At 67.9% G+C, this 25,424-nt stretch carries 22 protein-coding genes; 5 read left to right on the forward strand and 17 right to left on the reverse strand.

The features are described from left to right. The 3 genes from VD964_RS09090 to VD964_RS09100 all read right to left on the reverse strand — a co-directional run. Positions 1 to 1,248, reverse strand: a 1,248-nt coding sequence (locus VD964_RS09090) for a PAS domain S-box protein (RefSeq protein WP_324867762.1), incomplete at its 3' end; no start/stop codon positions are given. Next, positions 1,245 to 2,744, reverse strand: a complete 1,500-nt coding sequence (locus tag VD964_RS09095) for an ATPase domain-containing protein (protein ID WP_324867764.1) — start codon at positions 2,742 to 2,744, stop codon at positions 1,245 to 1,247. The genes VD964_RS09095 and VD964_RS09090, both read right to left, overlap by 4 nt. Continuing rightward, the gene (locus tag VD964_RS09100; RefSeq protein ID WP_324867930.1) at positions 2,728 to 3,084 is read right to left on the reverse strand and encodes a HigA family addiction module antitoxin; all 357 of its coding nucleotides are present in this window, start codon (positions 3,082 to 3,084) and stop codon (positions 2,728 to 2,730) included. The genes VD964_RS09095 and VD964_RS09100 overlap by 17 nt, the downstream gene beginning before the upstream one ends. 306 nt (positions 3,085 to 3,390) lie before the next feature. On the opposite strand from VD964_RS09100, the gene VD964_RS09105 reads away from it, so the two are divergent. Further along, positions 3,391 to 4,287 carry a LysR family transcriptional regulator gene (locus tag VD964_RS09105; protein WP_324867766.1) on the forward strand — a complete coding sequence of 299 codons (897 nt, stop codon included), beginning with the start codon at positions 3,391 to 3,393 and terminating at the stop codon, positions 4,285 to 4,287. Between the two features lie 30 nt (positions 4,288 to 4,317). Here the strand turns inward: VD964_RS09105 and VD964_RS09110 are convergent, their stop codons facing one another. Further along, a complete protein-coding gene (locus VD964_RS09110; RefSeq protein ID WP_324867768.1) occupies positions 4,318 to 5,643 on the reverse strand; it encodes an FAD-binding oxidoreductase in 1,326 nt (441 codons plus the stop codon). 247 nt (positions 5,644 to 5,890) lie between these two features. On the opposite strand from VD964_RS09110, the gene VD964_RS09115 reads away from it, so the two are divergent. Then, positions 5,891 to 6,367, forward strand: a complete 477-nt coding sequence (locus VD964_RS09115; protein WP_098734844.1) for an Lrp/AsnC family transcriptional regulator — start codon at positions 5,891 to 5,893, stop codon at positions 6,365 to 6,367. 61 nt (positions 6,368 to 6,428) lie between these two features. Here VD964_RS09115 and VD964_RS09120 read toward each other — a convergent pair whose 3' ends face one another. The 7 genes from VD964_RS09120 to VD964_RS09150 all read right to left on the reverse strand — a co-directional run bounded on the left by VD964_RS09120 (position 6,429) and on the right by VD964_RS09150 (position 15,042). Continuing rightward, positions 6,429 to 8,084, reverse strand: coding sequence for an ABC transporter ATP-binding protein (locus tag VD964_RS09120; protein ID WP_324867773.1), 1,656 nt, complete (start codon positions 8,082 to 8,084; stop codon positions 6,429 to 6,431). After that, on the reverse strand, positions 8,084 to 8,974 hold the full coding sequence (locus tag VD964_RS09125) for an ABC transporter permease (RefSeq protein WP_324867775.1): 891 nt from the start codon (positions 8,972 to 8,974) through the stop codon (positions 8,084 to 8,086). The genes VD964_RS09120 and VD964_RS09125 overlap by 1 nt, the downstream gene beginning before the upstream one ends. Next, positions 8,971 to 9,921 (reverse strand): ABC transporter permease, encoded by a 951-nt coding sequence (locus VD964_RS09130; protein ID WP_324867777.1) that lies wholly within the window; start codon positions 9,919 to 9,921, stop codon positions 8,971 to 8,973. The genes VD964_RS09125 and VD964_RS09130 overlap by 4 nt, the downstream gene beginning before the upstream one ends. A gap of 132 nt (positions 9,922 to 10,053) precedes the next feature. Continuing rightward, complete coding sequence (locus VD964_RS09135; RefSeq protein WP_324867779.1) at positions 10,054 to 11,676, reverse strand: ABC transporter substrate-binding protein; 1,623 nt, start codon at positions 11,674 to 11,676, stop codon at positions 10,054 to 10,056. 65 nt (positions 11,677 to 11,741) lie between these two features. After that, positions 11,742 to 12,488 carry an HAD-IA family hydrolase gene (locus tag VD964_RS09140; protein ID WP_324867781.1) on the reverse strand — a complete coding sequence of 249 codons (747 nt, stop codon included), beginning with the start codon at positions 12,486 to 12,488 and terminating at the stop codon, positions 11,742 to 11,744. Positions 12,489 to 12,782: 294 nt separating this feature from the next. After that, complete coding sequence (locus VD964_RS09145; RefSeq protein ID WP_324867783.1) at positions 12,783 to 14,159, reverse strand: aspartate aminotransferase family protein; 1,377 nt, start codon at positions 14,157 to 14,159, stop codon at positions 12,783 to 12,785. A gap of 13 nt (positions 14,160 to 14,172) precedes the next feature. Continuing rightward, a complete protein-coding gene (locus VD964_RS09150) occupies positions 14,173 to 15,042 on the reverse strand; it encodes a GNAT family N-acetyltransferase (protein ID WP_324867785.1) in 870 nt (289 codons plus the stop codon). Between the two features lie 347 nt (positions 15,043 to 15,389). On the opposite strand from VD964_RS09150, the gene VD964_RS09155 reads away from it, so the two are divergent. Together VD964_RS09155 and VD964_RS09160 are read left to right on the forward strand one after the other, a co-directional pair. Next, a complete protein-coding gene (locus VD964_RS09155) occupies positions 15,390 to 16,058 on the forward strand; it encodes a haloacid dehalogenase type II (protein WP_324867787.1) in 669 nt (222 codons plus the stop codon). Positions 16,059 to 16,103: 45 nt separating this feature from the next. Beyond that, positions 16,104 to 17,378, forward strand: coding sequence for an FAD-binding oxidoreductase (locus tag VD964_RS09160; protein ID WP_324867789.1), 1,275 nt, complete (start codon positions 16,104 to 16,106; stop codon positions 17,376 to 17,378). A gap of 200 nt (positions 17,379 to 17,578) precedes the next feature. Here the strand turns inward: VD964_RS09160 and VD964_RS09165 are convergent, their stop codons facing one another. The 6 genes from VD964_RS09165 to argE form a co-directional block, all read right to left on the reverse strand. Further along, the gene (locus VD964_RS09165) at positions 17,579 to 19,039 is read right to left on the reverse strand and encodes an NAD-dependent succinate-semialdehyde dehydrogenase (protein ID WP_324867791.1); all 1,461 of its coding nucleotides are present in this window, start codon (positions 19,037 to 19,039) and stop codon (positions 17,579 to 17,581) included. Positions 19,040 to 19,112: 73 nt separating this feature from the next. Further along, positions 19,113 to 20,156: a tartrate dehydrogenase gene (locus tag VD964_RS09170; protein WP_324867793.1), complete on the reverse strand. Its 1,044-nt coding sequence runs from the start codon at positions 20,154 to 20,156 to the stop codon at positions 19,113 to 19,115. A 38-nt stretch (positions 20,157 to 20,194) separates the two neighbouring features. Beyond that, positions 20,195 to 21,658, reverse strand: coding sequence for an aldehyde dehydrogenase family protein (locus tag VD964_RS09175; RefSeq protein WP_324867795.1), 1,464 nt, complete (start codon positions 21,656 to 21,658; stop codon positions 20,195 to 20,197). 9 nt (positions 21,659 to 21,667) lie between these two features. Next, on the reverse strand, positions 21,668 to 22,021 hold the full coding sequence (locus VD964_RS09180; RefSeq protein ID WP_324867797.1) for a cupin domain-containing protein: 354 nt from the start codon (positions 22,019 to 22,021) through the stop codon (positions 21,668 to 21,670). A gap of 55 nt (positions 22,022 to 22,076) precedes the next feature. Next, positions 22,077 to 23,000 carry a glyoxylate/hydroxypyruvate reductase A gene (locus VD964_RS09185; protein ID WP_324867799.1) on the reverse strand — a complete coding sequence of 308 codons (924 nt, stop codon included), beginning with the start codon at positions 22,998 to 23,000 and terminating at the stop codon, positions 22,077 to 22,079. A 40-nt stretch (positions 23,001 to 23,040) separates the two neighbouring features. Then, positions 23,041 to 24,165: an acetylornithine deacetylase gene (gene argE, locus VD964_RS09190; protein WP_324867801.1), complete on the reverse strand. Its 1,125-nt coding sequence runs from the start codon at positions 24,163 to 24,165 to the stop codon at positions 23,041 to 23,043. A gap of 297 nt (positions 24,166 to 24,462) precedes the next feature. Between argE and VD964_RS09195 the strand changes: the two genes are divergently transcribed. Then, positions 24,463 to 25,386, forward strand: coding sequence for a GNAT family N-acetyltransferase (locus tag VD964_RS09195; protein ID WP_324867803.1), 924 nt, complete (start codon positions 24,463 to 24,465; stop codon positions 25,384 to 25,386). Positions 25,387 to 25,424: the final 38 nt, after the last annotated feature.

The raw sequence follows: 25,424 nt of genomic DNA on the forward strand, positions 1-25,424 counted from the left end.
GCGCATCAGCGGCGCGAAGTCGTGGATCAGGGCGTTCACGTCCAGCGTCACCGGCGACAGGTGCTGGCGCCTCGAGAACGCCAGGAGCTGCCGCGTCAGGTCCCGGCCCCGCTCGGCCGCCTGCCGGATGGCGTCGATCCGCCGGGCGCGGCGGGGCTCCTCCTCCTGCTTGCGGGCCAGCATGTCGATATTGCCCAGCACCACCGTCAGCAGATTGTTGAAGTCGTGCGCCACGCCGCCGGTGAGCTGGCCGAGGGTCTCCAGCTTCTGCGTCTGGCGCAGCTGCTCTTCGGCGCGTTCGCGGTCGCGGATCTCGTCGCGCAGCTGGTCGAGCGTCGCCGCCAGTTCCCGGGTGCGTTCCTGCACCTTGGTCTCGAGCGTCGCGGTAAGGCGCTGCAGCGCTTCCTGCGCCGCCTTCTGGTCGCTGATATCGACGATGACGGCGAGCGCACCGGTTGTCTTGCCGGTGGAGTCCTGCACGGGCACACCGCTGACGCGGGTCCAGACCGGCTGGCCGCCGGCTGGATGATAGATGAACTCGATGCCGCTGACGGTCTCACCGCGCAGGGCTCTCATCGCGACATACTGATCCCGGGCCAGGCGGCGGCCCTGCTCATCGTAGCCGATCCAGCTCTCCTCGCCGTCCGGCCGCTGGGACGGGATGACGGAATCCGGGAAGAAGCGCCGGAATGCCGGATTGGACAGAATGGTCCGGCCGTTCAGGTCCATCAGATTCACTGCCACTGGCAGGTGTTCCACCAGCGTTTCGAAGCGCGCCCGTTCGTCGGCGAGCTCCGCCAGGAGACGCTCGCGCTCCGCGAGCCTCGCCCGCGCCTCGTACTGCCTGCGCCTGCCGCGCAGGCAGGTCCGCACGACGCTGATCAGGGTCGTCGGGTGGAAAGGGCGCTCCACGAAGGTGACGTTGCCGAGCAGCTCGGTCAGCCGCGCCGCCTCGGGCGTGCGTTCGGCACCGTCGCCGCGCAAGGTCAGCAGAATGACGGGAAGGTCCGACCAGGGAGGCTGGGCGCCGATCCAGGCGACAAGACCCTGGAGATCGGCGGTGCGCACCGCCTCCTCCACAAGGATGAGCAGTCCGGCCCCGTCCTCCAGTGCGGCGCAGAGTGCCGGCAGGTCGGGACAGGCGTGCGCCGCGATCCCGGCCTCGCCCAGCAAGGCCGAAGCGACGGCGGCATCCCGTCCATGCGGCGCCAGGATCAGTGCGCGCTCCATGACCGCGGGCAGGCTCAAATCGGATCGTCCTTCAGCAGAAAGCCGCCTTGGCCGACATAGACCGGCACACCGCGCAGCACCCCCTGGAACTCGTCCAAGGGCGGACCTACGGCGATGCCCTTGTCGTTGATGCGGTACTCGCGGATCGTGTCCTCGTGCGGACCGGCGCGCTTCTTGATCACCGAAATCGCCCGCCGGACCCGGCCCAGCGCCTCGAAATAGCGCAGCAGCACGACGGTATCGGCCAGATAGGTGACGTCGACGGGGGCCTGCATGTCTCCGATCAGGCCATGCTGCGCGATGGTGAGGAAGGTCGTCACGCCCTGGCGGTTCAGGTACAGAAGCAGTTCGTGAAGATGCAGGACCAGAAGCTGCTCTTCCGGCATCGCCGCCTGATAGCCGTTGAGGCTGTCGATCACCACGGTGCGGATCTGATGGTCGTCGACGCAGGCGCGGACCCGGTAGGTGAACTCGCCGGGCGCAAGTTCCGCCGCATCCACCTGCTCGATGATCAGGCTGCCGCGATCCCGCATGGCTTCGAGGTCGAAGCCCATCGCCCTGGTCCGGGCGAACAGCAGGCCAAGCTCCTCGTCGAAGACGAACAGCGCCGCCCGCTCTCCCCGTGCGATGGCCGCCACCGTGAACTGAAGCGTCAGCAGCGACTTTCCGGTCCCCGCCGGGCCGATGATCAGGGTGCTCGACCCGCGCTCCATGCCGCCGCCCAGCAGCGTGTCGAGTTCGGCGATCCCGCTGGCCACCCGCTCTCCGGCGAAGCCGGTTCGATGCTCGGCGGCGATCAGCCGGGGGAACACCTTGAAGCCGCCGGTGGTGATCGTGCAATCGTGGTAGCCGCCGCGATAGGCCTGCCCCCGGTATTTCAGCACCCGCAAGCGCCGCCGCTCGGCGCCGTAGGCCGGCGTCAGCATCTCCAGACGGATCACGCCGTGAGCGATGCTGTGGACCGTCTTGTCCATGGTGTCGGTGGTCAGGTCGTCGAGCAGCAGCACGGTGGCGCCGTGGCGGGCGAAATAATGCTTGAGGGCGAGGATCTGGCGCCGGTATCGCAGCGAGCTCTGGGCCAGCAGGCGGATCTCCGACAGGCTGTCGAGAACGATCCGCATCGGCTTGCTCCGCCCGATCGCGTCGAACATCAGCTTGGTCGTCTCGCCGAGCTCGAGGTCGGAGGAGTAGAGCAGGCTCTGCTGGTGCGCCTCGTCGAGCAGGCTCTCCGGCGGAACCAGTTCGAACACCGTGATCTCCTCGCCGAGCGTCCAGCCATGCGTCGCCGCGGCGCTGCGAAGTTCGCCTTCAGTCTCCGACAGGGTGATGTAAAGGCCGGTTTCGCCGGCCGCCGCGCCGTCCAGCAGGAACTGCAGGGCAATGGTGGTCTTGCCGGTGCCGGGGCTGCCCTCGAGCAGGAAGACACGGTCGCGGGTGAGACCGCCGGCGAGGATGTCGTCAAGGCCGGTAACGCCGGTTCGCGCCTTGCGCGGCAGTTCAGAGGGGGCGGGCATGGCGGGCCAGGATATCCGTCTTGAGGGTGTCGGGCAGCGCATGCGCCGGAATGCGGTCCAAGGTATCGGCAAGGGCACGCTGCGCATGCCAAAGGTCATGCGCCAGTTGAAGGTCGAGCCAGAAATGGGCGGATATGCCGCAGAGCCGGGCCAGCCGGGCAGCCATCTCGGGCGTGACGGCGGCCGTGCCTGCAAGCACGCGGTGGAGCGTCTGGCGTGCAATCGCCAGTTCCTGGGCGGCCTGGGTCACCGTCAGCCGAAGCTCGGGCAACACGCGGTTGCGCAAAACGGCACCGGGATGGGGCGGAGGAACAGTGGACGGAGGTAATTCTGCAGACATCGATCCTGACCGGAACACACGGTCGCCCAAATGTAACGCATCGCGCGACAGAGCGCAGCCTGCGCTATCCTCATCGACCCTTTGGCATAGAGGTGGCGAAAACACGGTGCCAACCTGTGTTCACGATGCTTTTTTCTAAGACCTCCGGAATTTGTTTACAGCCGGGGCGTGGCGGCCGGACGGTCTTGCCGCTCGTTGGCTTGGCCGCCTTGCTGTTGCTTCTCGACCCTCGGGCTCGCCGGTCGCTATAGTCGTGGTCCGGCCGTGCCGGGTCCCCCTCCTCTCCGCCAGCGCCTGGAATCGTGAATGCAAGCCCGTCAATTGGAAGTCTTCTGCATGCTGATGCGCTGTGGAACGGTGACCGGGGCGGCGGCGATGCTGAACATTTCACAGCCGGCCTTGAGCCAGATTCTGCTGCATGCCGAAGATCAGTTGGGGTTCAAGCTGTTCGATCGGGTGCGCGGGCGTCTGGTGCCGACGCAGGAAGCCAACGAGCTCTATCCGGAGGCAGAGCGCATCTTCTCCGAACTCGGCGCCTTGCGCCGGCGCACGGTCGACATGCGCCATGGCCGCACCGGCCTCGTCCGTCTCGCCGCTTCGGCCCCGCCATCCATGTCCATCGTTCCCAAGGCGCTGAGCGCCTTCCGTGCGGCGCATCCGGACATCGTCGTGCGGTCGCTGGTTGCCCCGATCGCCAACATCCGGGACATGCTGCGCAGCGGCGACGTTCTGCTGGGGGTGGCGATGAACGACATGCCCCACCCCGATCTCGATGTCGAAACCGTCGGGCATGCCGAACTGGTCTGTCTCATGCCCGAGGGGCATCGGCTCGCCGGACACGCCCAGGTCGGTTTTGCCGAACTGGCGGAGGAGACGCTGATCTCATACCGCGTGGACACGTTGCCTGGCCGGCTCCTGGCCGGGGCGCTGGAGGCCGAAGGCGGCGTCTATGCCCCGGCGGTGGAGATCGACCTGTCGATCACCGCGCTGCCCTTCGTGCGGGAGGGGATCGGCGTGGCGGTCGTCGATGGGCTTTTGCCGTGGAACCAGTTCTCCGGCATCGTCCAGCGGCCCTTCCGTCCCGGCATCCGCGTGCCCATCGCCATCCTGACCAGCAAGGAGCGCCCGCTGTCGGGCAGCCACGACCTGATGCGCGAGTGCCTGCGCCGGGCCGCCCGCGCCCTGGAACCCGGCGGCAACTGAAGCTTTTGGCCGGACGGTCCCGCATCCCGGTCAGAAATCGGCGACCTTTCCGGCGGAAAAGCCGGCGAAGCGGTCGGGGTGATAGGGCTTGGGATCGACGATCGGCGGCTGATCGGTGATGAGGTCGGCGATCAGGTGCCCTGCGCCGGGGCCGATGCCGAAGCCGTGGCCGCTGAAACCGGCGGCCAGGATCAGGCCGGGCAGGCTGCCGACTTCGCCGATGGCGGGAACGCCGTCGGGCGTGCTGTCGATGTAACCGCCCCAGGCGGCGGTGATCGGCGCGCCCTTCAGGCCGGGCAGCAGGGCCATGGCCCGTTCGTGGGTGAGGCGGATGGTGCTGCGGTCCGGGGTGGGGTCGAGCACCCGCATCCGCTCCATCGGGGTCGGACGGTCGAGCCGCCAGCGTCGCAGCGTCTCGTGGCCGGAGCGCATCCCCTCCAGCCCGCCGGGCATCAGACTGCGCCAGCGCCGCTTGAACATCGGCATGAATTGCGGGGCGAAGCGGGCCTGCTGAAGGGTCGGATCGACGCGTCCGCGCCCGCTGATCGCCAGCGTGTGGCCGCCGTCGCCGCGCCGGGTGATCGACACGGCGGCGGTGTGCAGGGCGTCGGGCAGCCCGGCCGGGCTGGGGCCGACCGACAGGATCGAGGACCGGATCGAGGCGAGCGGGAAACGCACGCCGATCTGATGGCAGAAGGAGGAGGCCCAGGCTCCGCCGGCCAGGACCACCATTTTCGTGCGGATCGTGCCCTTTTCGGTGACGACGCCGCTGACCCGCCCGCCGCTGGTTTCCAGCCCGCGCGCGGCGCAGCCCTGATGCACCGTGCCGCCCAGCTTCATGATCGCCCGCGCCACGGCGGGTGCGGCACGGGCCGGATCGGCAATGCCGTCCGACGGCGAGAAGACGCCGCCCTTCCAGGGGCGTCCCGTGGCCTGCCCACGCTCGGCGGCTTCGGCGCCGGTCAGCATGTGGGTGGTGACGCCGACCGTCCGGGCGAAATCGCGCCAGCGGGCCCAGCCCGCCAGCTCCTGGTCGTCGTTGCTGAGATAGAGCAGGCCGCAGCGGGTGAAGCCGGTGTCCTCGCCGGCCTCGGCGGCGAAGCGCTCCCACAGGTCCAGGCTCTTGGTCGCCATCGGCAACTCGCGTGCGTCGCGGTTCTGCTGGCGGCACCAGCCCCAGTTGCGGCTGGACTGTTCCGCCCCGACCTGTCCCTTTTCCACCAGGGCCACCGCCAGTCCGCGCCGGGCCAGATAGTAGGCCGCCCAGACGCCGACGATGCCGCCGCCGATCACGACGACATCCGCCTGATTGGGCAGATTCGGGCTGGACGCGATGGTTTGCAAAGGGGCTGGCATCTGGGCGGATCTCCGAATTCGGCGTTGCTCCATCTAGCCATGCCGCGCGGACCGGCGGGCGCTGCTTTGTTCGATTCGACGGCATTATCTTCTGTCTATGCCCGTGCGGCCGATGCTTTGTTCTGCCGAAAGAAAGTCACTCGGTGATCGACAGGCGGGCGGTCCGTGCTAAGCTGCCTTGGCCGGACCGGCAGAATTTTCTGCTGTCGTTTTCCGCTCCCCCGCCCTCGAACCGGATGGGTTCCCCATGAAGCTGGACCGCATCGACATCAAGATTCTGCATCAGCTCCAGAAGAACGGCCGGATCACCAACGTGGAGTTGGCCGAACTGGTGAATCTGTCGCCCAGCCCCTGCCTGATGCGGGTCAAGAAGCTGCAGGCGGAAGGCTACATCGAAGGCTATACGGCCCAGATCAACGTCAGCAAACTCGGCCAGACCCTGACCGTCTTCACCGAGGTGACGCTGAAGAACCACCGGCAGGTCGACTTCGCCCGCTTCCTGGCCGCCGTCAAGAAGATCGAACAGCTGCTGGAATGCCATCTTGTGTCCGGCGGCTATGACTACATGCTGAAATTCGTCACGTCCGGTATCGGCGAGTATCAGGAGATCATGGAGAAGCTGACCGACATGGACATCGGCATCGACAAGTATTTCAGCTATGTCGTGCTGAAATCGCCGATCGTCCGCGCCCACATGCCGCTGACCACGCTGTTCCAGATGTGAAGGGCCTTGCGGTGCGACCGTCGCCCCCGCGCGGCGGTTGGCCGCGCAGGGGGCCGGCCGGTCACGCCACCCGCATCCGGTCGGCGTCGAGGTTCAGCGTGTCGAGCCAGGTCGGGTCCAGCTTCGGAACCGACGAGAACAGCAGCTTCGAATAGGGGTGCTGCGGCTGCTGCCGGGCGGAGGGGATGATGGTCTCCACCGTCTGTCCGCGATACATCACGATGATCTCGTCGCAGATCGCCTCGATCACCGACAGGTCGTGGCTGATGAAGATGTAGGACAGCCCAAGTTCGCGCTGCAGCTCCTTCAGCAGGTCGATGATCGCCGCAGCGACGACGGTGTCGAGGGCCGAGGTGATCTCGTCGCACAGGATCAGTTTCGGTTCGGCGGCGAGCGCGCGGGCGAAATTCACCCGCTGCTTCTGGCCGCCCGACAGTTCGGCCGGGCGGCGGTGGCGCAGGGCGCGCGGCAGGTGGACCATGTCCAGCAGCGCATCGACCCGTGCATCGCGGGCCTTGCCGCGCAGGCCGTGATAGAAGGTCAGGGGGCGGCCGAGGATGTCTTCGATCGACTTGGCCGGGTTGAGCGCGGTATCGGCGTGCTGGAAGACGATCTGCAGGTCGCGCAACTGCTCGCGGCTGCGCTGGCGGGCGCTGTGCCACAATTCCCGCCCGTCGAACTGGATGTCGCCCTTGCTGGCCGGCAGGATGCCGGCGATGGCGCGCGCCAGGGTCGATTTCCCGCATCCGGACTCCCCGATGATGCCGAGGTTGGTGCCCCGCTTCACCTGCAGGCTCACGCCCTTGACCGCCAGGACCAGCGGCTGCCCGTTCGATTGCGGCGGGCCGTAGCCGGCGCTCAGCGTGTTGATTTCCAGCAGCGGGACGGAATCGGTGGCAAAAGCCTCCGCCGCCGCAACCCGGCCGCCGGTGTCGGGGTGGAAGGCGTGCAGCAACTCCTTCGTGTAGGGGTGGGTCGGGCGCGTCAGGATGTCGTCGACGCTTCCGATTTCCTGCACCGCCCCCTGCCGCAGCACCATGATGCGGTCGGCGATCTGGGCGACCACGGCCAGATCGTGGGACACATAGACACAGGCGATCCGGCGCTTCGCGGTCACCGCCTTGAAGGCGCGCAGCACCTCGACCTGGGTGGTGACGTCGAGCGCGGTGGTCGGCTCGTCGAAGATCACCACCTTGGGATCGCCGATCAGGGCCATCGCCGCGGCCAGCCGCTGAAGCTGCCCGCCCGACACCTGGTGCGGATAGCGGTCGCCGATGCCGTCCGGATCGGGCAGCGACAGGGCGCGGAACAGGTCGACCGCCCGGCGGCGCGCCTCGTCCGGCGGCATCAGGCGGTGGATCCGCGTCACCTCGATGACCTGGTCCATGATGGTCGCCGCCGGGTTGAAGGCGGCGGCGGCGCTCTGCGGCACATAGGCCACGACCGTGCCGCGCAGAGCCGCCCGTTCCTTTTCCGACAGAGTCACCATGTCATGGCCGTCCACCCGCACCGTGCCGCCGGAAATCCGGCAACCCGGACGGGCGTATCCCAGCAGCGTCATGGCGGCGGTGGTCTTGCCCGACCCGCTTTCGCCGATGAAGGCGACGGTTTCCCCGGCGGCGATGTGCAGGTCGATGCCCTTCAGGATCTGGAACCAGCGGCCGGAGTCGGTGGTGGCCTCGACCGTCAGGCCGCGGATTTCGACGAGGTTCGTCATCAGGAGGCACTCCGATCCCGGATCTTCTGCGGAAGATTGTCGATCAGCAGATTGACGCTGATGGTCAAGGTGGCGATGGCCAGCGACGGCACGATCACCGCCGGTGCGGCGAAGGGCAGGCCGCCGATGTTCTCGCGCACCAGCGCGCCCCAGTCGGCGTAGGGCGGCTGAACGCCCAGCCCCAGGAAGGACAGGCCCGACAGCAGCAGCACGATGAAGACGAAGCGCAGGCCCAGGTCGGCCAGCACCGGGCCGATGATGTTGGGCAGGATCTCCGACGCGATCAGATAGGGCAGCTTTTCCCCGCGGATGCGGGCGACCATGATGAAATCCATCGTGTCGATGTTGACCGCCAGCGCGCGGCTGAAGCGGTAGGCGCCGGGGATGTAGATGACCGACAGGGTCAGGATCAGCACCGGGATGGACGACCCGACCGCCGCCACCACCATCAGGCCGAACAGCTTGCTGGGGATGGAGTTCAGGGCGTCCAGCAGGCGGCTGACCACCATGTCCACCGGTCCGCGCAGCACGGCCGAGGTCATGCCGAGCACGACGCCGGTGAAACAGGCGATGGCTACCGCCGCCAGCGAGATGCCGACGGTGTAGCGGGCGCCGAAGATGAGGCGGGACAGCATGTCGCGGCCGAGATAATCCGACCCCAGCCACAGGCCGGGCCGCATCGGGCCGAAATAATCGAGGTCGATCATCTCCCCCGCCGAATGCGGGGCGATGTAGGGGGCGAACAGGGCGACCAGCGCCCAGAACAGGACCACGGTGGCGCTGACCAGGCCTACCGTATTGATCCGGTAGCCGGACCGCGCCGCGAGGAAGCCGGCGGAGGCCCTCGAGCCGGTGGAGGCCCTCGAGCCGGTGGAGGAATGTGTCTTCATCGGAGCCTCGGGTTCGACAGGATGGCGACGATGTCGGCGGTGGTGATCAGAAGCAGATACCCGAAGCAGAAGATCATCGCGCAGGACTGGATCAGCGGCAGGTCGCGGGTGGACACCGCATCCACCATCAGCTTGGCGATCCCCGGATAGTTGAAGATCGTCTCGACGATGATGACGCCGCCCAGCAGGTAGGACAGCGACAGCGCCACCGCGTTGGCGATCGGGGCCAGCGCGTTGGGCAGGGCGTGGCGCAGGACCAGCCGGGGGCGCGATGCCCCCTTCAGCAGCGCCATTTCGACATAGGGCGTGTTCAGCGTCTCGATCACGGCGGCCCGGCTCATGCGGATCATCTGCGCCGACACCACGAAGGTCAGGGTGACGACCGGCATGGCGTAGGCCCGCAGCAGCCCGGCGAAGCTGTCGACCTGATAGGTGAAGGACAGGGCGGGCAGCCATTTCAGGTAGACGGCGAACACCAGCACGGCCAGCGTCGCCACCACAAATTCCGGCACGGAGATGATGCCGATGGTGGCGACGGTGACGATGCGGTCGTACAGCGTGCGCCGCCACATGGCGGCGGTGATGCCGAGCGTCAGCGCCAAGGGGACCGACACCAGGGTGGTCAGCCCGGCCAGCTTCAGCGTGTTGGCCAGCCTGCCGGAGATCAGCGTGGCCACCGGCACATTGTTGGCGTAGGAGGTGCCGAAATCGCCCTGGAACAGCCCGCCGATCCAATAGAAGAAGCGCAGCAGGGCCGGTTGGTCGAGATGCATGGCCGCGCGCAGGCCGGCGATCGCTTCCGGCGTCGCCGCCTGACCCAGCAGGATGGTCGCGGTGTCGCCGGGCAGCAGCGTGGTGGCGAAGAACACGGCGAAGGACACGATCGTCAGCGTGACCAGCGCGATGAGCAGCCGACCGAGGATGAGGGACGGAACGCGTGATTTCATGCCTGTCCTCCGCGTGATGAGGCGCCCCCGGAGGGGGGACCGGGACGGGCGACAACGAGCCGGGCGATGATAAGGCGGGCGGGGGCCGGGACGGTCGGCCTCTCGGCCGAACCGTCCCGGCCCTCCACCGCATCAGGCGGCCAGCCAGACATATTCGGCAAACGCGTAGCCCATCATGCCGCCCAGCGGGCTGGGAGCGAGGCCCTTCAGCTTGTCGGTGATGGCGTCCACATTGGAGATGTAGGCGGGGATGATGGTGCCCGCCTCTTCGGCGATCATCACCTGCATCTCGTTGTAGATCTCCTTGCGCTTGGCCTGGTCGAGCATGCCGCGCGCTTCGATCATCATCTTGTCGAACTTTTCGGACTTGTACTTGCTCTCGTTCCACGGCGCTTCGGAGGCGTAGAGCAAGGAGAACAGGATATCCGGCGTCGGCCGCGGGTTGATGTTGCCGAAATGGACCGGAGCCTTCAGCCAGTAGTTGCTCCAGTATCCGTCGGACGGCACGCGCTGAACGTCGAGCTTCATGCCGATCTCGGCCGCGGAGGCCTGGACCACCATCGCCATGTCGATGGCCGACGACGCGGCGTCCGACGTGATCACCGGGATGGATTGTCCCAGCAGGCCAGCCTTCTTGAACAGGGCTTTCGCCTTTTCCGGGTCGTACGCCTTCGGTTTCAGCGCCGCGTTATGATACGGGTTGACCGGGGAGACCGGCTGGTCGTTGCCCACCTCGCCGAAGCCGCGCAGGGCGGATTTGACGATCTGCTGGCGGTTGACGAGATGTTTCATCCCGTCGACGAAATCCTTGCGGGAGCCCGGTTCCATGTCCAGGCGGATGTTGAGGTTGGTGTAGTTGCCCGAAGTGGTCTTCGACAAAACGAAGCCCTTCTGCCCGTCGACCAGCCGCGTGGAACGCGGGTTGATCGAGGCGGCGAGATGGATGTCGCCGGACAGCAGCGCGTTGACGCGGGCGTTGTCGTCGCTGATCGCGAAGAACTCGAAGGAGTCGACGTTCGGCCCGCCCTTCCAATAATTCTGGTTGCGCAGGCCGACGGAGCGCACGCCCGGCTCGAAGCTCTTGCAGGTGAAGGCGCCGGTGCCGTTGCCCTTGGAGAAGTCGGTGGTGCCATCGGCCACGATCATGAAGTGATGGGTGGCCAGGATGGTCGGCAGGTCGGCGTTGGGGCTGGCCAGCGTGATCTCGACGGTGGTCTTGTCGACCGCCTTGAACCCCGTCATCTGCGCGGCGATCTTCGCGACCTTGGAGCCGACGGCCGGATCGAGGTGGCGCTTCAGCGAATACACCACGTCGTCGGCCGTCAGCGACTTGCCGTCGTGGAAGGTGACGCCCTTGCGCAGCTTGACCGTCCAGGTCTTGGCATCTCCCGATTCCACGCTCTCGGCCAGCTCCATCTGCGGGATGCCGTTCTGATCGAGTGTGGTCAGGCGGTTGTAGAAGGCGCAGCAGCGGACATAGTCGGTGGACAGCGACGCCTTGGCGGGATCGAGCGTGTCGGCGGTCGAGGCCGACCAGCCGGCGGCCTTCAGCGCACCGCCCTTCACCGGCGTAGCGGCCAGCGCCATGGTGGCGCGGCCCAGAACAAGGTCGGCGGCGGCAAGTGACACCCCGCCCGCCAGAAGCATCTTCATCAGGTCGCGGCGGTTGGCCCCGCGCCGGATGGCGCTTTCGACCATGCTGTCGTCGGCCCCAGTCCAGGCTTTGGGCGTCCAGGTTTCAGGCGTCTTGCTCATGTCAGCCTCACTCTGTTCGGGTTTGTTTTGTTCGTTTCTTTTTGGCGCGTTCCGGTTTGGTCCGGTTACGCGGAGGCCGTCTTCGGCTCTGCTGCCGCGGCGTCGACGGCGTCTGCCAGTTCCGCCATCGAGCGGAAGTGGAAATCCGGTTCGGTGAACTCGGCGGGTTCGATGGTCCCGCCATAGCCTTTCTGTGCGTGCCGCCGCTGAATCCAGCAGTTGGTCAGGCCAAGGCGCCGGGAAACGCCGATGTCGTGATACTGGCTCTGGGCGACGTGCAGAATGTCGTCCTTGCTGCCGCCGTCGCGCTCGACGAACTCGAACACCTGCTGGAAAAAGGCGGGGTCGGGCTTCTCGACGCCGGTGTCGTCGGCGGTGAAGCCGGCAAAGAACGGCTCGCCCAGTTCGCGCGAGAAATGGGTGAAGGCCCAGCGCCGCGCGTTGGTCATCGCAATCAGCTTGTACCGCTTGGCCAGACGCGCCATGGCGTCCCTGCTGTCGGGGAAGCCGGTCCAGGACGCCGCGGAATCCCGCAGGCGTTCGCCGTATTGCGTGCCGGCGGGCAGTCCCAGCTTCGGCGCGATGACCGAATAGACGCGCACCAGATCGTCGGGGAACAGGCCGGTGGCGTCGGTATAGCGCGCTTCGCGGTAGAGGGTCAGCGCCGCCTCGCCGTCCACCGTGGTGCCGGCCTCCGCCGCGATCTCGGCCAGGCAGTCCTTGATGCCGGATTCGAAGTCGATCAGGGTGCCGACGACGTCGAAGGTCAGATATTTGAAGCTCTGCAGGCTCTTGGGCAGGGTTTTGGGCAACGCACCAACTCCTCATCAAGGACCGCGGGGAACCGTTTCGGTTCGGCGGGGCGTTTCAGGTTCGGCAGCATCGTCCGCCGGGGTTCTTCTGGAGGTGGCCCCTCCGGAGGTGGCCCCTCCGGAGGTGGCCCCTCCGGAGCTGGCCCCTCTGGAGATGGCCTAGAGACCCGGTCTTCTTCCCATCCAGTGTGGTCCATGGGCTTGACGCGGGTCTCTGAATATCGATGCCGGACAGCAGAAAATGCTGGATACGGGGGTATTCGCAGATTCTTCCGCGGACTGCCCCTTTCTCGCCTATCGCATAGCCCGGCGGATGTCGGGATCCTCCAGCGTCTGGTCGAGAGTGCGGGCCGTGCGCTCCAGGATCGCGTCGATGTCGTCATCGGTGCAGCAGAGCGGCGGGGCATAGCCCAGGACGCCGTTCGCGAAGGCGCGGATCACCAGACCGTTGGTCCAGGCCCGGTCGAAAATCCGGCGGGACGGTTCGGCGGCGGCGGGCAGCGGAGTCTTGCGGTCTTTGTCCACCACCAATTCGATGGCGGCCAGCATGCCGCGTCCGCGCACGTCGCCGACCAGCGGATGGTCGCGCAGGGCATGCAGCCCGGCCATCAGCCGCGCGCCGGCCTTCACGCCGTTGGCGAGCAGGCCGTCCTCGTACAGCCGCAACGCCTCCAGCCCCACCGCGGCACTCACGGGGTGGGCGGAGTAGGTATAGCCATGGCCGACCGCGGCGTTGCCGGCGGCATCTGCGATGGTGGAATAAACCGCGTCGGACAGGAAGACCGCACCCATCGGCACGTAACCGGAGGTCAGGCCCTTGGCCGTGGTCATCAGGTCGGGGACCACGCCGTCGTCGCTGCAGGCGAACAGCGGGCCGGTGCGGCCGAAGCCGGTGATGACCTCGTCGGCGACGAACAGGATGCCGAGGCTGCGGCAGCGGTCGCACATCGCCTTCATCCAGCCGTCGGGCGGCACCAGCACGCCCCCCGAGCCCTGGATCGGTTCGGCATAGAAGGCGGCGACCCGCTCCGGCCCGCCGATCTCGGCGATCTTGGCGTCGAGGGCGGCCAGAGAGGCGGCGATGATCGCGTCGGCATCGCCGCCCACCGGGTTGCGGTAGGCGTAATGCGACGGAATCTTGTGCTGCCAGTCGAACGGCACGCCAAAGCCGGCATGGAAGGCGGGCAGGGCGGTCAGCCCGGCACCGACGGTGGAGGAGCCGTGATAGCCCTGCTCGATCGAGATGAACTGGTCGCGTTGCGGCTGGCCCTTGGCCTGCCAGTAGTAGCGGATGAAGCGGATGGTGCTGTCCACCGCGTCCGACCCGCCGAGCGTGAAGAAGACGTGGTTGAGGTCGCCGGGCGCGCGTTCGGCGAGTTCGGCCGCCAGCCGGATCGCCGGCTCGCTGCCAAGCCCGAAATAGCCGGTGGCGTAGGGAAGCACCTGCATCTGGCGGGTGGCGGCATCGACGAGGCGCTGCTGCCCATAGCCGGCATTGACGCACCACAGGCCGGCGAAGCCATCCACCAGCCGGTGGCCGGACGTGTCGGTGAGGGTTGCTCCTGAACCGGAGGCGATCACCCGGACCCCCGCCTTCTCATGGCCGCGGTAGGAGGCGACGGGATGCACCAGATGGGCACGGTCGAGTTCGATCAGGGAATTGCTGAGCATGGTCTTCTCCGGATCAGCCGAGTGCCTGGCTGGCGAGCGCGAAAGTCGAAATGGGAGCGGTCGATGGGGGGGCTTCAGCCAGGGCAGGGCGGCGCATGGCGATGCCGCCGCCGACGTGGCGCAGGCCGCAATCGGCCAGCCATGGTCCCAGGCCGGTATCGGCGGTGGTGTCCACCCGCAGGAATTTCCCTGGATTTGCGGCAATGATCGGGCCGATCAGGGCCTTGGCGCCCTCCGCATCGGGGGCGACCACCGGGCCGATGACCTGTCCGCGGCCGAAATCGCGCAGCGCCGCGAAGCCGACGGGTGCGCCGTTCCTGCGCAGCAGCGTGAAGGATCCAACCTCGGCGAAGCGCTCCAGCAGCAGGCCGCGGTCGGCACCGAAGGCCTGCCGGTCCAAGGCGGCGATGGCGGTGCGGTCGCCGGTGCCGGCCGGGGCAACGTCTTCCGCCGCGACCAACGACATCGGTCCGGCCTCCCCCTGGTGCTGAAGGACGGTGCCGACCTCGCGGAACCCCAGCTTTTCATAGAGCGGCAAACCGTCCGTCGTGGCGACGAGGCGCAGGGGGCGGTCTCCGGCCAGCGCCATGGCTTCGTCCATCAGGCGGCGGCCAAGGCCCTGCCCGCGCCAGCTTTCATCGACGATGACCATGTTGATGGTGGCCGCATCCTCGCCATAGGGCGTCATCAGCACCGTGCCGACCACCTGCGACGTCTCGGCGTCCACGGCGACCAGCCCCTGGCTGAGCGCGAGAGCCAGGGACCAATCTTCCAGACGGTGCGGCCATTGCGCCTGCCGCGACAGGGCGAGCGCGTCCTTGAGAAATCTGGGCTCGAAAGCCGGATAGTGAACCGTTCTCTTGGGAACCGTATTCTTGCTCATGGGCAGTCCTTTCACCCTCTGACCCAAGAGTGGGCGCACTGCTCCCGGACGTTTGTCCGAAGGCGACGCCTGCCGCGATATCTTTCACCTTTGCTTCGGCGGCTGGCCGCATCTTATGCCGTGGCGGGGGCCGCCGGTCCCGCGCATGGGGCGCCCGTACCCCGTTCGACGAGCGCCAGCGCCCTTCCCCTCCCAACCAAATGCTGAGTGCCGAGACGGAAACGGAACTTTGTGCTTTCGCGCCGGGCAATTCGGTCAGGCCCGGTATCACGGCGGGGCTAGGATCGTGGGGCAGGGCCGATCGCGCCCCAATCCTCTCCCACCGCCCCCATCCCGAGGAAGCAGCCATGAGCCAGTTTCGGCCGAAATACGTCACTTTCGATTGCCACGGCACGCTGATCAATTTTCAGATGGCCGAAGCCGCGCGCGATCTGTACGGATCGATCCTCGACGAGGCGCGGATGACGGAGTTCATCAAGAACTTCGCCGCCTACCGTCTCGACGAGATCATGGGCGCCTGGAAGCCCTACGCCGAGGTCGTGCACAATTCGCTGGAGCGCACCTGCAAGCGCAACAACGTCGTCTTCCGCGACGAGGATGCGCGCATGGTCTATGAGCGGGTTCCCACCTGGGGGCCGCATGCGGACGTGCCGGCCGGGCTTGCCAGGGTCGCCAAGGAAATCCCGCTGGTCATCCTGTCCAACGCCATGAACGACCAGATCCCGTCGAACGTGGCGAAGCTGGGCGCACCCTTCCACGCCGTCTACACCGCCGAGCAGGCGCAGGCCTACAAGCCGCGCTTCCAGGCGTTCGAATACATGTTCGACATGCTCGGCTGCGGGCCGGAGGACATCCTGCACTGCTCCTCCTCCTTCCGCTACGACCTGATGTCGGCCCACGACCTGGGGATCCGCAACAAGGTGTGGGTCAACCGCGGCCACGAACCGGCCAACCCGTATTACGGCTATACGGAGATTCGCGACATCTCCGGCCTGCCCGGCGTGGTCGGGCTGTAAGGGGCGCATTTCACGGTTCAGGCTGCAATGAGAAGGACCCAGGTCATGAAATTCGTCTCCTACTGGCACGACACCGCTCCCGCCTTCAGGGGCGGGGCAGAGGGCGTTGCAGAGGGCCAGTATGACGTCGCCATCGTCGGAGGGGGGTTCACCGGCCTGGGTGCCGCCCGCCAGCTTGCCAAGGCCGGGGCGCGGGTGATCGTGCTGGAGGCGGACCGCATCGGCGGCGGTGCGTCGGGGCGCAACGGCGGGCACCTCAACAACGGTCTGGCGCACAGCTTCATCGCCGCCAAGACCGCCTTGGGGACGGAGCGCGCCATCGCGCTCTACCGCGCCTTCGACCAGTCGATCGACACGCTGGAGGCGGTGATCGCCGAAGAGGGGATCGACTGCAATTTCCGCCGTGCCGGCAAGCTGAAGCTGGCCTCGAAGCCCGCCCATTTCGACACCATCGCCCGCAACTTCGAGGCGGTGCACCGCGAAGTCGATCCCGACACCGCGCTGCTGACCGCCGAGGACCTGAAGGGGGAGGTCGGCTCGCCATTCCACGGCGCGATGCTGTCGCGCAAGAGCGCGATGATGCATATGGGCCGCTTCGTCACCGGGCTGGCGGATGCGGCCGTGCGGCATGGCGCGGTGCTGGTCGAGAACGCGCCGGTCGGCGCCATCACCCGCTCCGGCGACCGCCACACGCTGTCCACGCCGCGCGGCACGGTGACCGCCAAGGAGGTGCTGGTCGCCACCGGCGCCTATACCACGCCGAATTTCAGCCATTTCCGCCGCCGCATCATCTCGGTCGGCAGCTTCATCGTCGCGACCCGGCCGCTGAGCGACGGCGAGATCGCGTCGGTGGTGCCCGGCAACCGCACCTACGTCACGTCGATGAACATCGGCAACTACTTCCGCCTGTCGCCCGACCGGCGGCTGATCTTCGGCGGCCGGGCGCGCTTCTCGGCCACCTCGAACCAGCGGTCCGACGCCAAGAGCGGGGCGATCCTGCGGGCGAGCTTGGCGAGGATTTTCCCGCAGATCGCCAGCATCGACATCGATTATTGCTGGGGTGGACTGGTGGACATGACCAGCGACCGCTACCCGCGCGCCGGCTATCACGACGGCATGTGGTACGCCATGGGCTATTCCGGCCACGGGGCGCAGTTGTCCACCCATCTCGGCATGACCATGGCCGATGCGATCCTGGGCCGTGAGGACCGGAACCCGCTGAAGGGGCTGTCCTGGCCCGCCGTCCCCGGCCATTTCGGCAAGCCCTGGTTCCTGCCGCTGGTCGGGCTGTACTACAAGGCGCTCGACCGGATTCAGTGACGTCGAGGTTTAAGTGGCACTCTCCCTCTCCCCCCCGGGGAGAGGGTCGGGGTGAGGGGGATGCGTTGCAGGATCTTTGTAGAAATCCTGCCGCGCGCCCCCTCACCCTAACCCTCTCCCCGCTTTCGGCGGACCACCGGTCCGCCTGTAGCGTCAGCGCAAACAAAGTTTGCGCGTGAACGGGGGGAGAGGGGACTTCGTCACCCCAGCCCGCCGATGTGGAAGGTCTTCATCTCCAGATATTCCTCGATCCCCACCTGTGCCCCTTCGCGGCCCAGGCCGGACTGCTTGACGCCGCCGAAGGGGGCGACCTCGGTGGAAATCATGCCGGTGTTCAGCCCGACCATGCCGGCCTCCAGCGCTTCGCCCACCCGCCAGGACCGCGCGAGGTTCTGCGTGTAGAAATAAGCGGCCAGTCCGAAGGGCGTGGCGTTGGCGAGCGCGATGGCCTCCTCCTCCGTCTCGAAGCGGAACAGCGGCGCCACCGGGCCGAAGGTCTCCTCATGGGCGAGCAGCATGTCGGTGGTGGCGTCGGTCAGAACCACCGGCGCCACGAACTGCGGACCCTGCGCCGCGACGGCGGCTGCGGACGCGATGCTCGCCCCCTTGGACAGCGCGTCGTCGAGGTGGCGCTCGATCTTCTCGACGGCGGCGGCGTTGATCATCGGGCCGATGGCGACGCCCGGCTCCAGCCCGGACCCCACCCGCATGGCGTTGACGCGGTCGACCAGCCGGTCGCGGAAGGCGTCGTGGACGCCGGCCTGCACCAGGATGCGGTTGGCGCAGACGCAGGTCTGCCCGCCGTTACGGAACTTGGAGAGGATCACACCCTCCACCGCCTGATCCAGATCGGCGTCGTCGAACACGATGAAGGGCGCGTTGCCGCCCAGCTCCAGGCTCAGCCGCTTGATGCCGGCGGCGGCCCCGCGCATCAGCAGGGAGCCGACGCGGGTGGAGCCGGTGAAGGAGATCTTGCGGACGGTCTCGTTCGCCAGAAGCTCCTCGCCGATGGCTTCAGGCCGGCCGGTCAGGATGTTGATCACGCCCGCCGGGATGCCCGCCCGTTCGGCCAGCACGCCCAGCGCCAGCGCCGAATAGGGCGTGAAATCCGACGGCTTGATCACCACGGTGCAGCCGGCGGCCAGCGCCGGGGCCACCTTGCGGGTGATCATGGCGTTGGGGAAGTTCCACGGCGTGATGATGCCGCAGACGCCGACCGGCTCCTTCAGCACGACGATGCGGCGGTCGGGGGTCGGGGAGGGGATGGTGGTGCCGCCGATGCGCCGCGCCTCCTCGGCGAACCATTTGACGAAGGAGGCGCCATAGCGGATCTCGCCGCGCGCCTCGTCCAGCGGCTTGCCCTGCTCCAGCGTCAGGAGGCGGGCCAGATCCTCCAGATTCTCGATCATCAGCGCGTGCCAGCGCTCCAGCAGCGCGGCACGGTCGGCATGGGTGCGACGCCGCCAAGCGGGGTAGGCCTCGGCCGCGGCGGCGATGGCGTCGCGGGCGTCGGTTCCGTCCATGTCGGGGACGCTGCCGAGGCTGCCGCCGGTCGCCGGGTTCCGGACGTCGATGGTCCGGCCGGCCGCCCCGGCGCACCAGCGCCCGCCGATCAGCCCCTGTTCGCGGAACAGGGAGGGGTCCGTCAGGTGATGGGTCATGGTCGTGTGTTTTCCGCTGCGGGTGAATTCGAGGCGACGGGGGTCAGGGCAACCGGCATCAGGGCAACCGGCATCAGGACAGCGCCGACAGCACGGCGGCGGTGATCGCGTCCGTCTTGTCCTTGCCGGGAACCGTGCCGATGCCGCGGCCGGTGGTGTCGCCAAGCGCCGCCATGACGCGGTCGGCGGCGGACTTCTCCCCCAGATGGTCCAGCATCATCGCGCCCGACCAGATGGCGGCGATGGGGTTGGCGATGCCGAGATGGGCGATGTCGGGGGCCGAGCCATGCACCGGTTCGAACATCGACGGCGCCTTGCGGTCCGGGTTGAGGTTGGCCGAGGCGGCGAAGCCCAGCCCGCCCTGGATCGCCGCACCGAGGTCGGTGAGGATGTCGCCGAACAGGTTGGAGGCGACGACGACGTCCAGGCTTTCCGGCGCCGTCACCATGCGCGCCGCCATGGCGTCGACGTGATAGCTGGTGACCTCGACGTCCGGATGTTCGGCGGCCAATTGGCGGGTGATCTCGTCCCAGAACACCATCGAGTATTTCTGCGCATTCGACTTGGTGACCGAGGCCAGCTTGCCGCGCCGCGTCCGCGCCTGGGCGAAGGCGAAACGCAGGATCCGTTCCACCCCCATGCGGGTGAAGATTCCGGTCTCCACCGCCACTTCCTGCGGCGTGCCCTGATGGATGCGCCCGCCGGCGCCGGCATATTCGCCTTCGGTGTTCTCGCGGATGCACAGGATGTCAAAGCCGCCGCGGCGCAGCGGCCCCTCCACCCCCGGCAGCAGCCGGTGCGGGCGGACGTTGGCGTACTGGTCGAACGCCTTGCGGATGGGCAGCAGCAGCCCGTGCAGCGATACTGCATCCGGCACCTCCGCCGGCCAGCCGACCGCACCCAGCAGGATGGCGTCGTACTTGCGCAGCGTGTCGATGCCGTCGGCGGGCATCATCACGCCGGTTTCCTTGTAGTGGGCGCAGGACCAGGGCATTTCGGTGCCTTCCAGCGCAAAGCCGGACTGCTTTGCCGTGGCCTGCAGAACCTCCCAGGCGGCGTCGACCACGGGATGTCCGATGCCGTCGCCCTTGATGATCGCAATGTTGTGGGTTTTCATCGAACGTCCCCTATCGGTTTGTACCAGTGTTCATCGAATTACAGGCCGATCAGCACGCTTTTGCTGCGGCGGTTGGCGAGATAGGCCTCGCGCCCCAGGTCCTTGCCGATGCCGGAGCGCTTGTAGCCGCCGGTCGGCAGTATGTGATCGCGCGAGCGGCCATAGCGGTTGACCCACACCGTTCCGGCCTGCAGGCGTCGGGTCAAGCGGATTGCGCGCGACAGGTCGCGGGTGTAGAGGCCGGCGGCAAGCCCGTAGGTGGGATGGTCGGCCATCGCCATCGCCTCTTCCTCGGTATCGAAGCTCTGCACGGTCAGGACCGGGCCGAAGATCTCCTCCACCACGGCGGGGGAGCTTTGATCGACCCCGGCCAGCAGGGTGGGCGCGTAGAAATACCCGTCGCCGTCCATCGGCGCCCCGCCGGTCAGGCACTCCACCGGCCCGCCGAGCGAAGCGGTGACGATGGAGTGGATGCGGGCGCGCTGCCGTTCGGAGATGATGGGGGAATAGCGTGTCTTCTCGTTCCAGGTCGGGCCGGGGCGGACGGCCCGCACATGTCCCAGGATCATCTCGATCAGCGCTCCGGCCACCTTCGCCTCGACCAGCAGGCGCGATCCGGCGACGCAGGCCTGACCGGCATTCGACAGCACGCTGGTCGCGATGGCGGCGGCGGCCTTTTCGAGGTCGGCGTCGGCGAAGACGATCTGCGGGCTCTTGCCGCCCAGCTCCAGCGTCATCGGCTTGACGCCGCTGCGGGCGATGTCGGCCATGATCGCCGATCCCGCCGCCGTCGATCCGGTGAAGCTGACCTTGGCGATGCCGGGATGGCGGGTGATGGCGGCGCCGGTGGTCGGGCCGTCGCCCAGGACGATGTTGATGAGCCCGGCCGGCAGACCGGCCTTCACCGCCAACTGCGCCAGCAGGACGGTGGAGAAGGGCGTCATCTCCGACGGCTTCAGCACCACCGCGTTGCCGGCGGCCAGCGCCGGGCCGAGCTTCCAGCCCGCCATCGACAGCGGGAAGTTCCACGGCGTGATGGCGCCGACGACGCCGTAGGGCTCGGTCATCACCATGCCGAGGCTGCCGTCGTCGGTGGGGGCGAGGTCGCCGCCTTCCTTGTCGGCGAATTCGGCGAAGAAGCGGATCTGCTCGGCGGTCACCGCCACATCGCCGGCGACGAGCTGGCCGACCGGGCGGGTGGAGGACAGCGCCTCCACCTTCGCCAGGGTTTCCGCCTCCTCCTCGATCAGCGCGGCCCAGCGCTGCAGCACGGCGGTGCGTTCGCGCGGGCGCACGCCGCCCCAGTTGCTGGACTTCAGGGCGGCGTGGGCAGTGGCGACCGCCTCGTCGACGAGGTCTGACGAGGCCACCGGGCAGTCGGCATAGGCCCGGCCGTCCGATGGGCGATGCATGGGCAGCCCGTCCTCCGCCGGAATCAGGCGGTCACCGATGAAGTGCCCGATGGGCAGCGGCAGGCGGTCCGGGTCGAAGGACAGGCTCATGACGCACCCTCAGTTGACGGTGATGTAGATCTTGCGGACCGTCTCGATGGTCTTCCACACGCCGGTGAAGCCCGGCTTCATGACGAAGCTGTCGCCCGCCCGGTAGACCACCGGCTCGCCGCCGTCCGGCGTGATTTCGATGACGCCGGCCAGGATGTGGCAGAACTCGAAGGTCTCGCCCTTGATCGAGCGGGTTTCGCCCGGCGTGGCTTCCCAGACGCCGGTCTTGACGGTGTCGTCCTTGGCGGCGTCCTGCGCCCAGGTCTTGAAGGCGGGCGCCCCGGCGATCAGCCGTTCCGGAACCGGGGTGGACTCGCGCGGGGCGAAGGTCGGCGCGGGATCGATGGTCTTGAGCAGCGACATGGGAAAATCCTTGCGATGTGCGGCTGCGCCGCGGGGGAAGGGGTCGGGCGCGGCGTCAGTAGCCGCGCCGCCGGTCGATGAGCCCGACCGGGTCCTGTCCGGCGAAATGCCGGCGGAGGTTGGTGATGACGGCCCGTGCGGCGCTGTCCGGCTGGGTGATGCTGGCGACATGCGGGGTCAGCACGATCTTCGGATGAGCCCAGAAGGGATGGTCGGGCGGCAGCGGCTCCGGGTCGGTGACGTCGACCACGGCCCCGGACAGGTGGCCGTCGTCGAGCGCGCTCACCAGCGCGGCATGGTCGAGCTGCGGTCCGCGCCCGGTGTGGACCAGCGCCGCGCCGCGGGGCAGCTTGGCGAGCAGCCGTGCGTCGAGGAACCCGCGGGTGTCCGGGGTCAGCGGCAGCAGGACGATCAGGATGTCGGTGTCGGCCAGCATCGCGTCGAGGCCGTCCGCGCCGTGGTGGCACGTCACGCCGTCAAGCCGGCGCGGCGAGCGGCTCCAGCCCGACAGCGGAAAGCCGAAGGGCTTCAGCCGGTCCAGCACCGCCTGACCCAGCACGCCCAGCCCCAGCACGCCGACCCGCCGCTCTGCCGCTTGCGGCTGCTGCAGGGGGCGCCAGAGGCGGTCCGCCTGCTGGGCGCGATAGGCCGGCATCTGGCGATGCAGGGTCAGCACGGCCAGAGTGGCATATTCCTGCATCATGCGAACGATGCCGTCCTCCACCATGCGCACAACCTTCACGGAGTCGGGGAGGTCGGTCATGGTGAACTGGTCCACCCCGGCCCCGATGGAAAAGACCATCTCCAGATTGCGGTAGCGGGCGAGGTCTTGCGGGATGGTCCAGGTGATCAGGTAGCGGACCGCATCGGGATCGACTGTGGCCGGGTCCATCGAAAAGGGCAGGTCGGGCAGCTCGCTGGCGAAGGCCTTGGCGAAGACTGCGCCGCGCACGGCGTCCGAATTGAACAGGAAGGTCATGTGCGTCCCTTTGGCGATGCGCGGGCAATACCGGCGATGGTCAGAGGCGGCAGCGCTGGCCCAGCGCCTCGATCATCGACTGGCAGGCGTTCAGTTCCTCGACGAGGATGTGTTCGTTGGGGCGGTGCGCCCGCGCGATGTCGCCGGGGCCGCAGATGATCGCGTCCATCCCGGCGGTCTGGTACAGCCCGGCCTCCGTGCCATAGCTGACGGCGGCCAGCGGTTCCTGCCCGGTCAGCTCCTCCAGCAGGCGGGCCAGCGGCGTGCGGGCGGCCAGGAACAGGGCGGGATAGGCGCCGGTTTGCGTCCAGTCCACGGCGAATCCCCGCTCCTCCAGCCGCGCTGCCGCCTCGCGCACCGGCTCCAGCAGGGTCGCGGGGTCGATTCCGGCGATGGCGCGGGCTTCGAACTCGGCGGTGCAGGTGTCGGGGATGACGTTCACCGCAAGCCCGCCCTGGATGGTGCCGACCTGAAGCGAGGAGTAGGGCGGCTCGAAGACCGAATCCAGCGGCCCCCGGGTCAGTCGGTCGGCCTGGGCGACGGCTGCGGTCAGCGCGTCGGCCATGGCGTGGATGGCGTTCAGCCCCTGGTCGGGGCGGGAGGAATGGCCGGAGCGTCCGCGCACGGTCAGCCGGGCCGCCGCCTTGCCCTTGTGGGCGCGGACGGCGCGCAGGCCGCTCGGCTCCCCGACGATGACGCCCAGCGGCGGCGCGCACAGGGTGGGCAGATGCGGCAGAAGATGCGGCGCGCCCTGGCAGCCGGCCTCCTCGTCGTAGGTGAAGGCGAAGTGGATCGGCCGGGCCAGCGGGGCGGCGGTCAGGGCGGGCAGGGCCGCCAGCGCCGCGGCGATGAAGCCCTTCATGTCCGAGGTGCCGCGTCCGTAAAGCCGGTTGCCGTCGGCGCGCAGCTGGAACGGATCGCTGGTCCATTCGGGTTCTGTGGCCGGAACCACGTCCATGTGACCTGACAGGACATAGCCCGGCACCATCGCCGGACCTATGGTGGCGAACAGGTTGAAGCGGTCGCCCTCCGGCCCCGGCAGCACCCGGACGCGCACCCCCGCAGCTTCCAGAACGCTGCGAATCCCGTCGATGATGGCGCCGTTGGGGGTGCCGACGACGGAGGGAAAGGCGATCAGATCCTTCAGGATGTCGATCACGGTCATGACGGCCTCACCTTGTCCCGTGCTGCGTCCCGTTCTGAGGGCGCGGGCGGTCGTTGCGGTTTCAGTTTGTGCGGAAAGGCCCGGCGGCTGCGGCCCTCACGATCTTAGCCGCTGCCCGCTCCATTCCATGCTGAATGCACGGGCGATTTGGATGATTGTTGTGCCGGCCCGGCGCTTTGCGGTGATTTGTGCGGTGGTTGCCCCGGTAATCTCGGGGAGCGGTTGGTGGCTCAGGCATATCGGTTGACCCATAGGAGCACCGACTCACGTTATCGAAACTCCGGGGAGGAGGAAGCATTGAGCGAACGCGGCCTTGAAGACGGGTCGGGGGACGGTGCGTTACCGCCCTCCCTGACAGTCGACGCCTTCGACGTGCGGATGGCCGACGTCGCGGATATCGACCTGGAGCGCCTGCAGGCGCTGTCGATCTCGGTCGGCTGGCCGCACCGTGCGGAGGATTGGCAGTTCGCGCGCGAGGTCGGCCACGGCTTCGTCGCGCTGGACGAGATCGACCGGGTCCTGGCGTCGGCGATGTGGTTTCCCCATGGCGACGACTTTGCAACCATCGGCATGGTCATGACCTCGCCCCGGCTGCAATCGCTGGGGGTCGGCGAATGGCTGATGAAGCGGGTGCTGTCGGCGTCGGCGGGACGGACCTACCGGCTCAACGCCACCCGTGCGGCGTTGGCGCTCTACCGCTCGCTCGGTTTCATCGGCCACCGGACCGTGTTCCAGTGCCAGGGCGAGGCGCGGCGCAGCGACCAGCCCCCCTCGGCGGAGCCGGTGCGGCGGCTGGCGGCGGCGGATCTGGCGGCGGTGACGGCACTGGATGAGCGCGCCTTCGGAACCTCGCGCGCCGGGCTGATCGCACGGCTGTTCGAGCAGTCGGTCGGCTATGGGCTGGAGCGGGACGGCGTGCTGGCCGCTTTCGCCCTCTGCCGTCCCTTCGGTCGCGGCCATGTCGTCGGCCCGGTGGTCGCCGGGCTGGACGAGGACGCCGTCGCCGTGGTCCGCCCCCATGTGGACGAGCATGACGGCCGTTTCCTGCGTCTGGACACCCATCTGGACGAAGGAATCTTCCCGTTGTTCCTCGCCCGGTCGGGCATGCGGATCAAGGACACGGTCCTGACCATGTCGCTGGGCGCGCCGCTGACCGATCCGGCGACACGCGGACCGGACCGCCCCATCACCTTCGCACTCGCCACCCAGGCCCTGGGTTGAGCCGCCACCGGCTTCTTGAAAAGTCGGCTTCACGAATA

This window comes from Azospirillum sp., assembly GCF_035628975.1.
In the GTDB taxonomy this organism is placed as follows: Bacteria; Pseudomonadota; Alphaproteobacteria; order Azospirillales; family Azospirillaceae; genus Azospirillum.

Coding starts and splice junctions, on each gene's coding strand:
- VD964_RS09095 (WP_324867764.1), bottom strand. CDS start 2,744: ATGCCCGCCCCCTCTGAACTGCCGCGCAAGGCGCGAACCGGCGTTACC.
- VD964_RS09180 (WP_324867797.1), bottom strand. CDS start 22,021: ATGTCGCTGCTCAAGACCATCGATCCCGCGCCGACCTTCGCCCCGCGC.
- VD964_RS09150 (WP_324867785.1), bottom strand. CDS start 15,042: ATGAGCAAGAATACGGTTCCCAAGAGAACGGTTCACTATCCGGCTTTC.
- VD964_RS09175 (WP_324867795.1), bottom strand. CDS start 21,658: ATGAGCCTGTCCTTCGACCCGGACCGCCTGCCGCTGCCCATCGGGCAC.
- VD964_RS09185 (WP_324867799.1), bottom strand. CDS start 23,000: ATGACCTTCCTGTTCAATTCGGACGCCGTGCGCGGCGCAGTCTTCGCC.
- VD964_RS09120 (WP_324867773.1), bottom strand. CDS start 8,084: ATGACGAACCTCGTCGAAATCCGCGGCCTGACGGTCGAGGCCACCACC.
- VD964_RS09125 (WP_324867775.1), bottom strand. CDS start 8,974: ATGAAGACACATTCCTCCACCGGCTCGAGGGCCTCCACCGGCTCGAGG.
- VD964_RS09115 (WP_098734844.1), top strand. CDS start 5,891: ATGAAGCTGGACCGCATCGACATCAAGATTCTGCATCAGCTCCAGAAG.
- VD964_RS09135 (WP_324867779.1), bottom strand. CDS start 11,676: ATGAGCAAGACGCCTGAAACCTGGACGCCCAAAGCCTGGACTGGGGCC.
- VD964_RS09110 (WP_324867768.1), bottom strand. CDS start 5,643: ATGCCAGCCCCTTTGCAAACCATCGCGTCCAGCCCGAATCTGCCCAAT.
- argE (WP_324867801.1), bottom strand. CDS start 24,165: ATGACCGTGATCGACATCCTGAAGGATCTGATCGCCTTTCCCTCCGTC.
- VD964_RS09160 (WP_324867789.1), top strand. CDS start 16,104: ATGAAATTCGTCTCCTACTGGCACGACACCGCTCCCGCCTTCAGGGGC.
- VD964_RS09145 (WP_324867783.1), bottom strand. CDS start 14,159: ATGCTCAGCAATTCCCTGATCGAACTCGACCGTGCCCATCTGGTGCAT.
- VD964_RS09165 (WP_324867791.1), bottom strand. CDS start 19,039: ATGACCCATCACCTGACGGACCCCTCCCTGTTCCGCGAACAGGGGCTG.
- VD964_RS09155 (WP_324867787.1), top strand. CDS start 15,390: ATGAGCCAGTTTCGGCCGAAATACGTCACTTTCGATTGCCACGGCACG.
- VD964_RS09100 (WP_324867930.1), bottom strand. CDS start 3,084: ATGTCTGCAGAATTACCTCCGTCCACTGTTCCTCCGCCCCATCCCGGT.
- VD964_RS09170 (WP_324867793.1), bottom strand. CDS start 20,156: ATGAAAACCCACAACATTGCGATCATCAAGGGCGACGGCATCGGACAT.
- VD964_RS09105 (WP_324867766.1), top strand. CDS start 3,391: ATGCAAGCCCGTCAATTGGAAGTCTTCTGCATGCTGATGCGCTGTGGA.
- VD964_RS09130 (WP_324867777.1), bottom strand. CDS start 9,921: ATGAAATCACGCGTTCCGTCCCTCATCCTCGGTCGGCTGCTCATCGCG.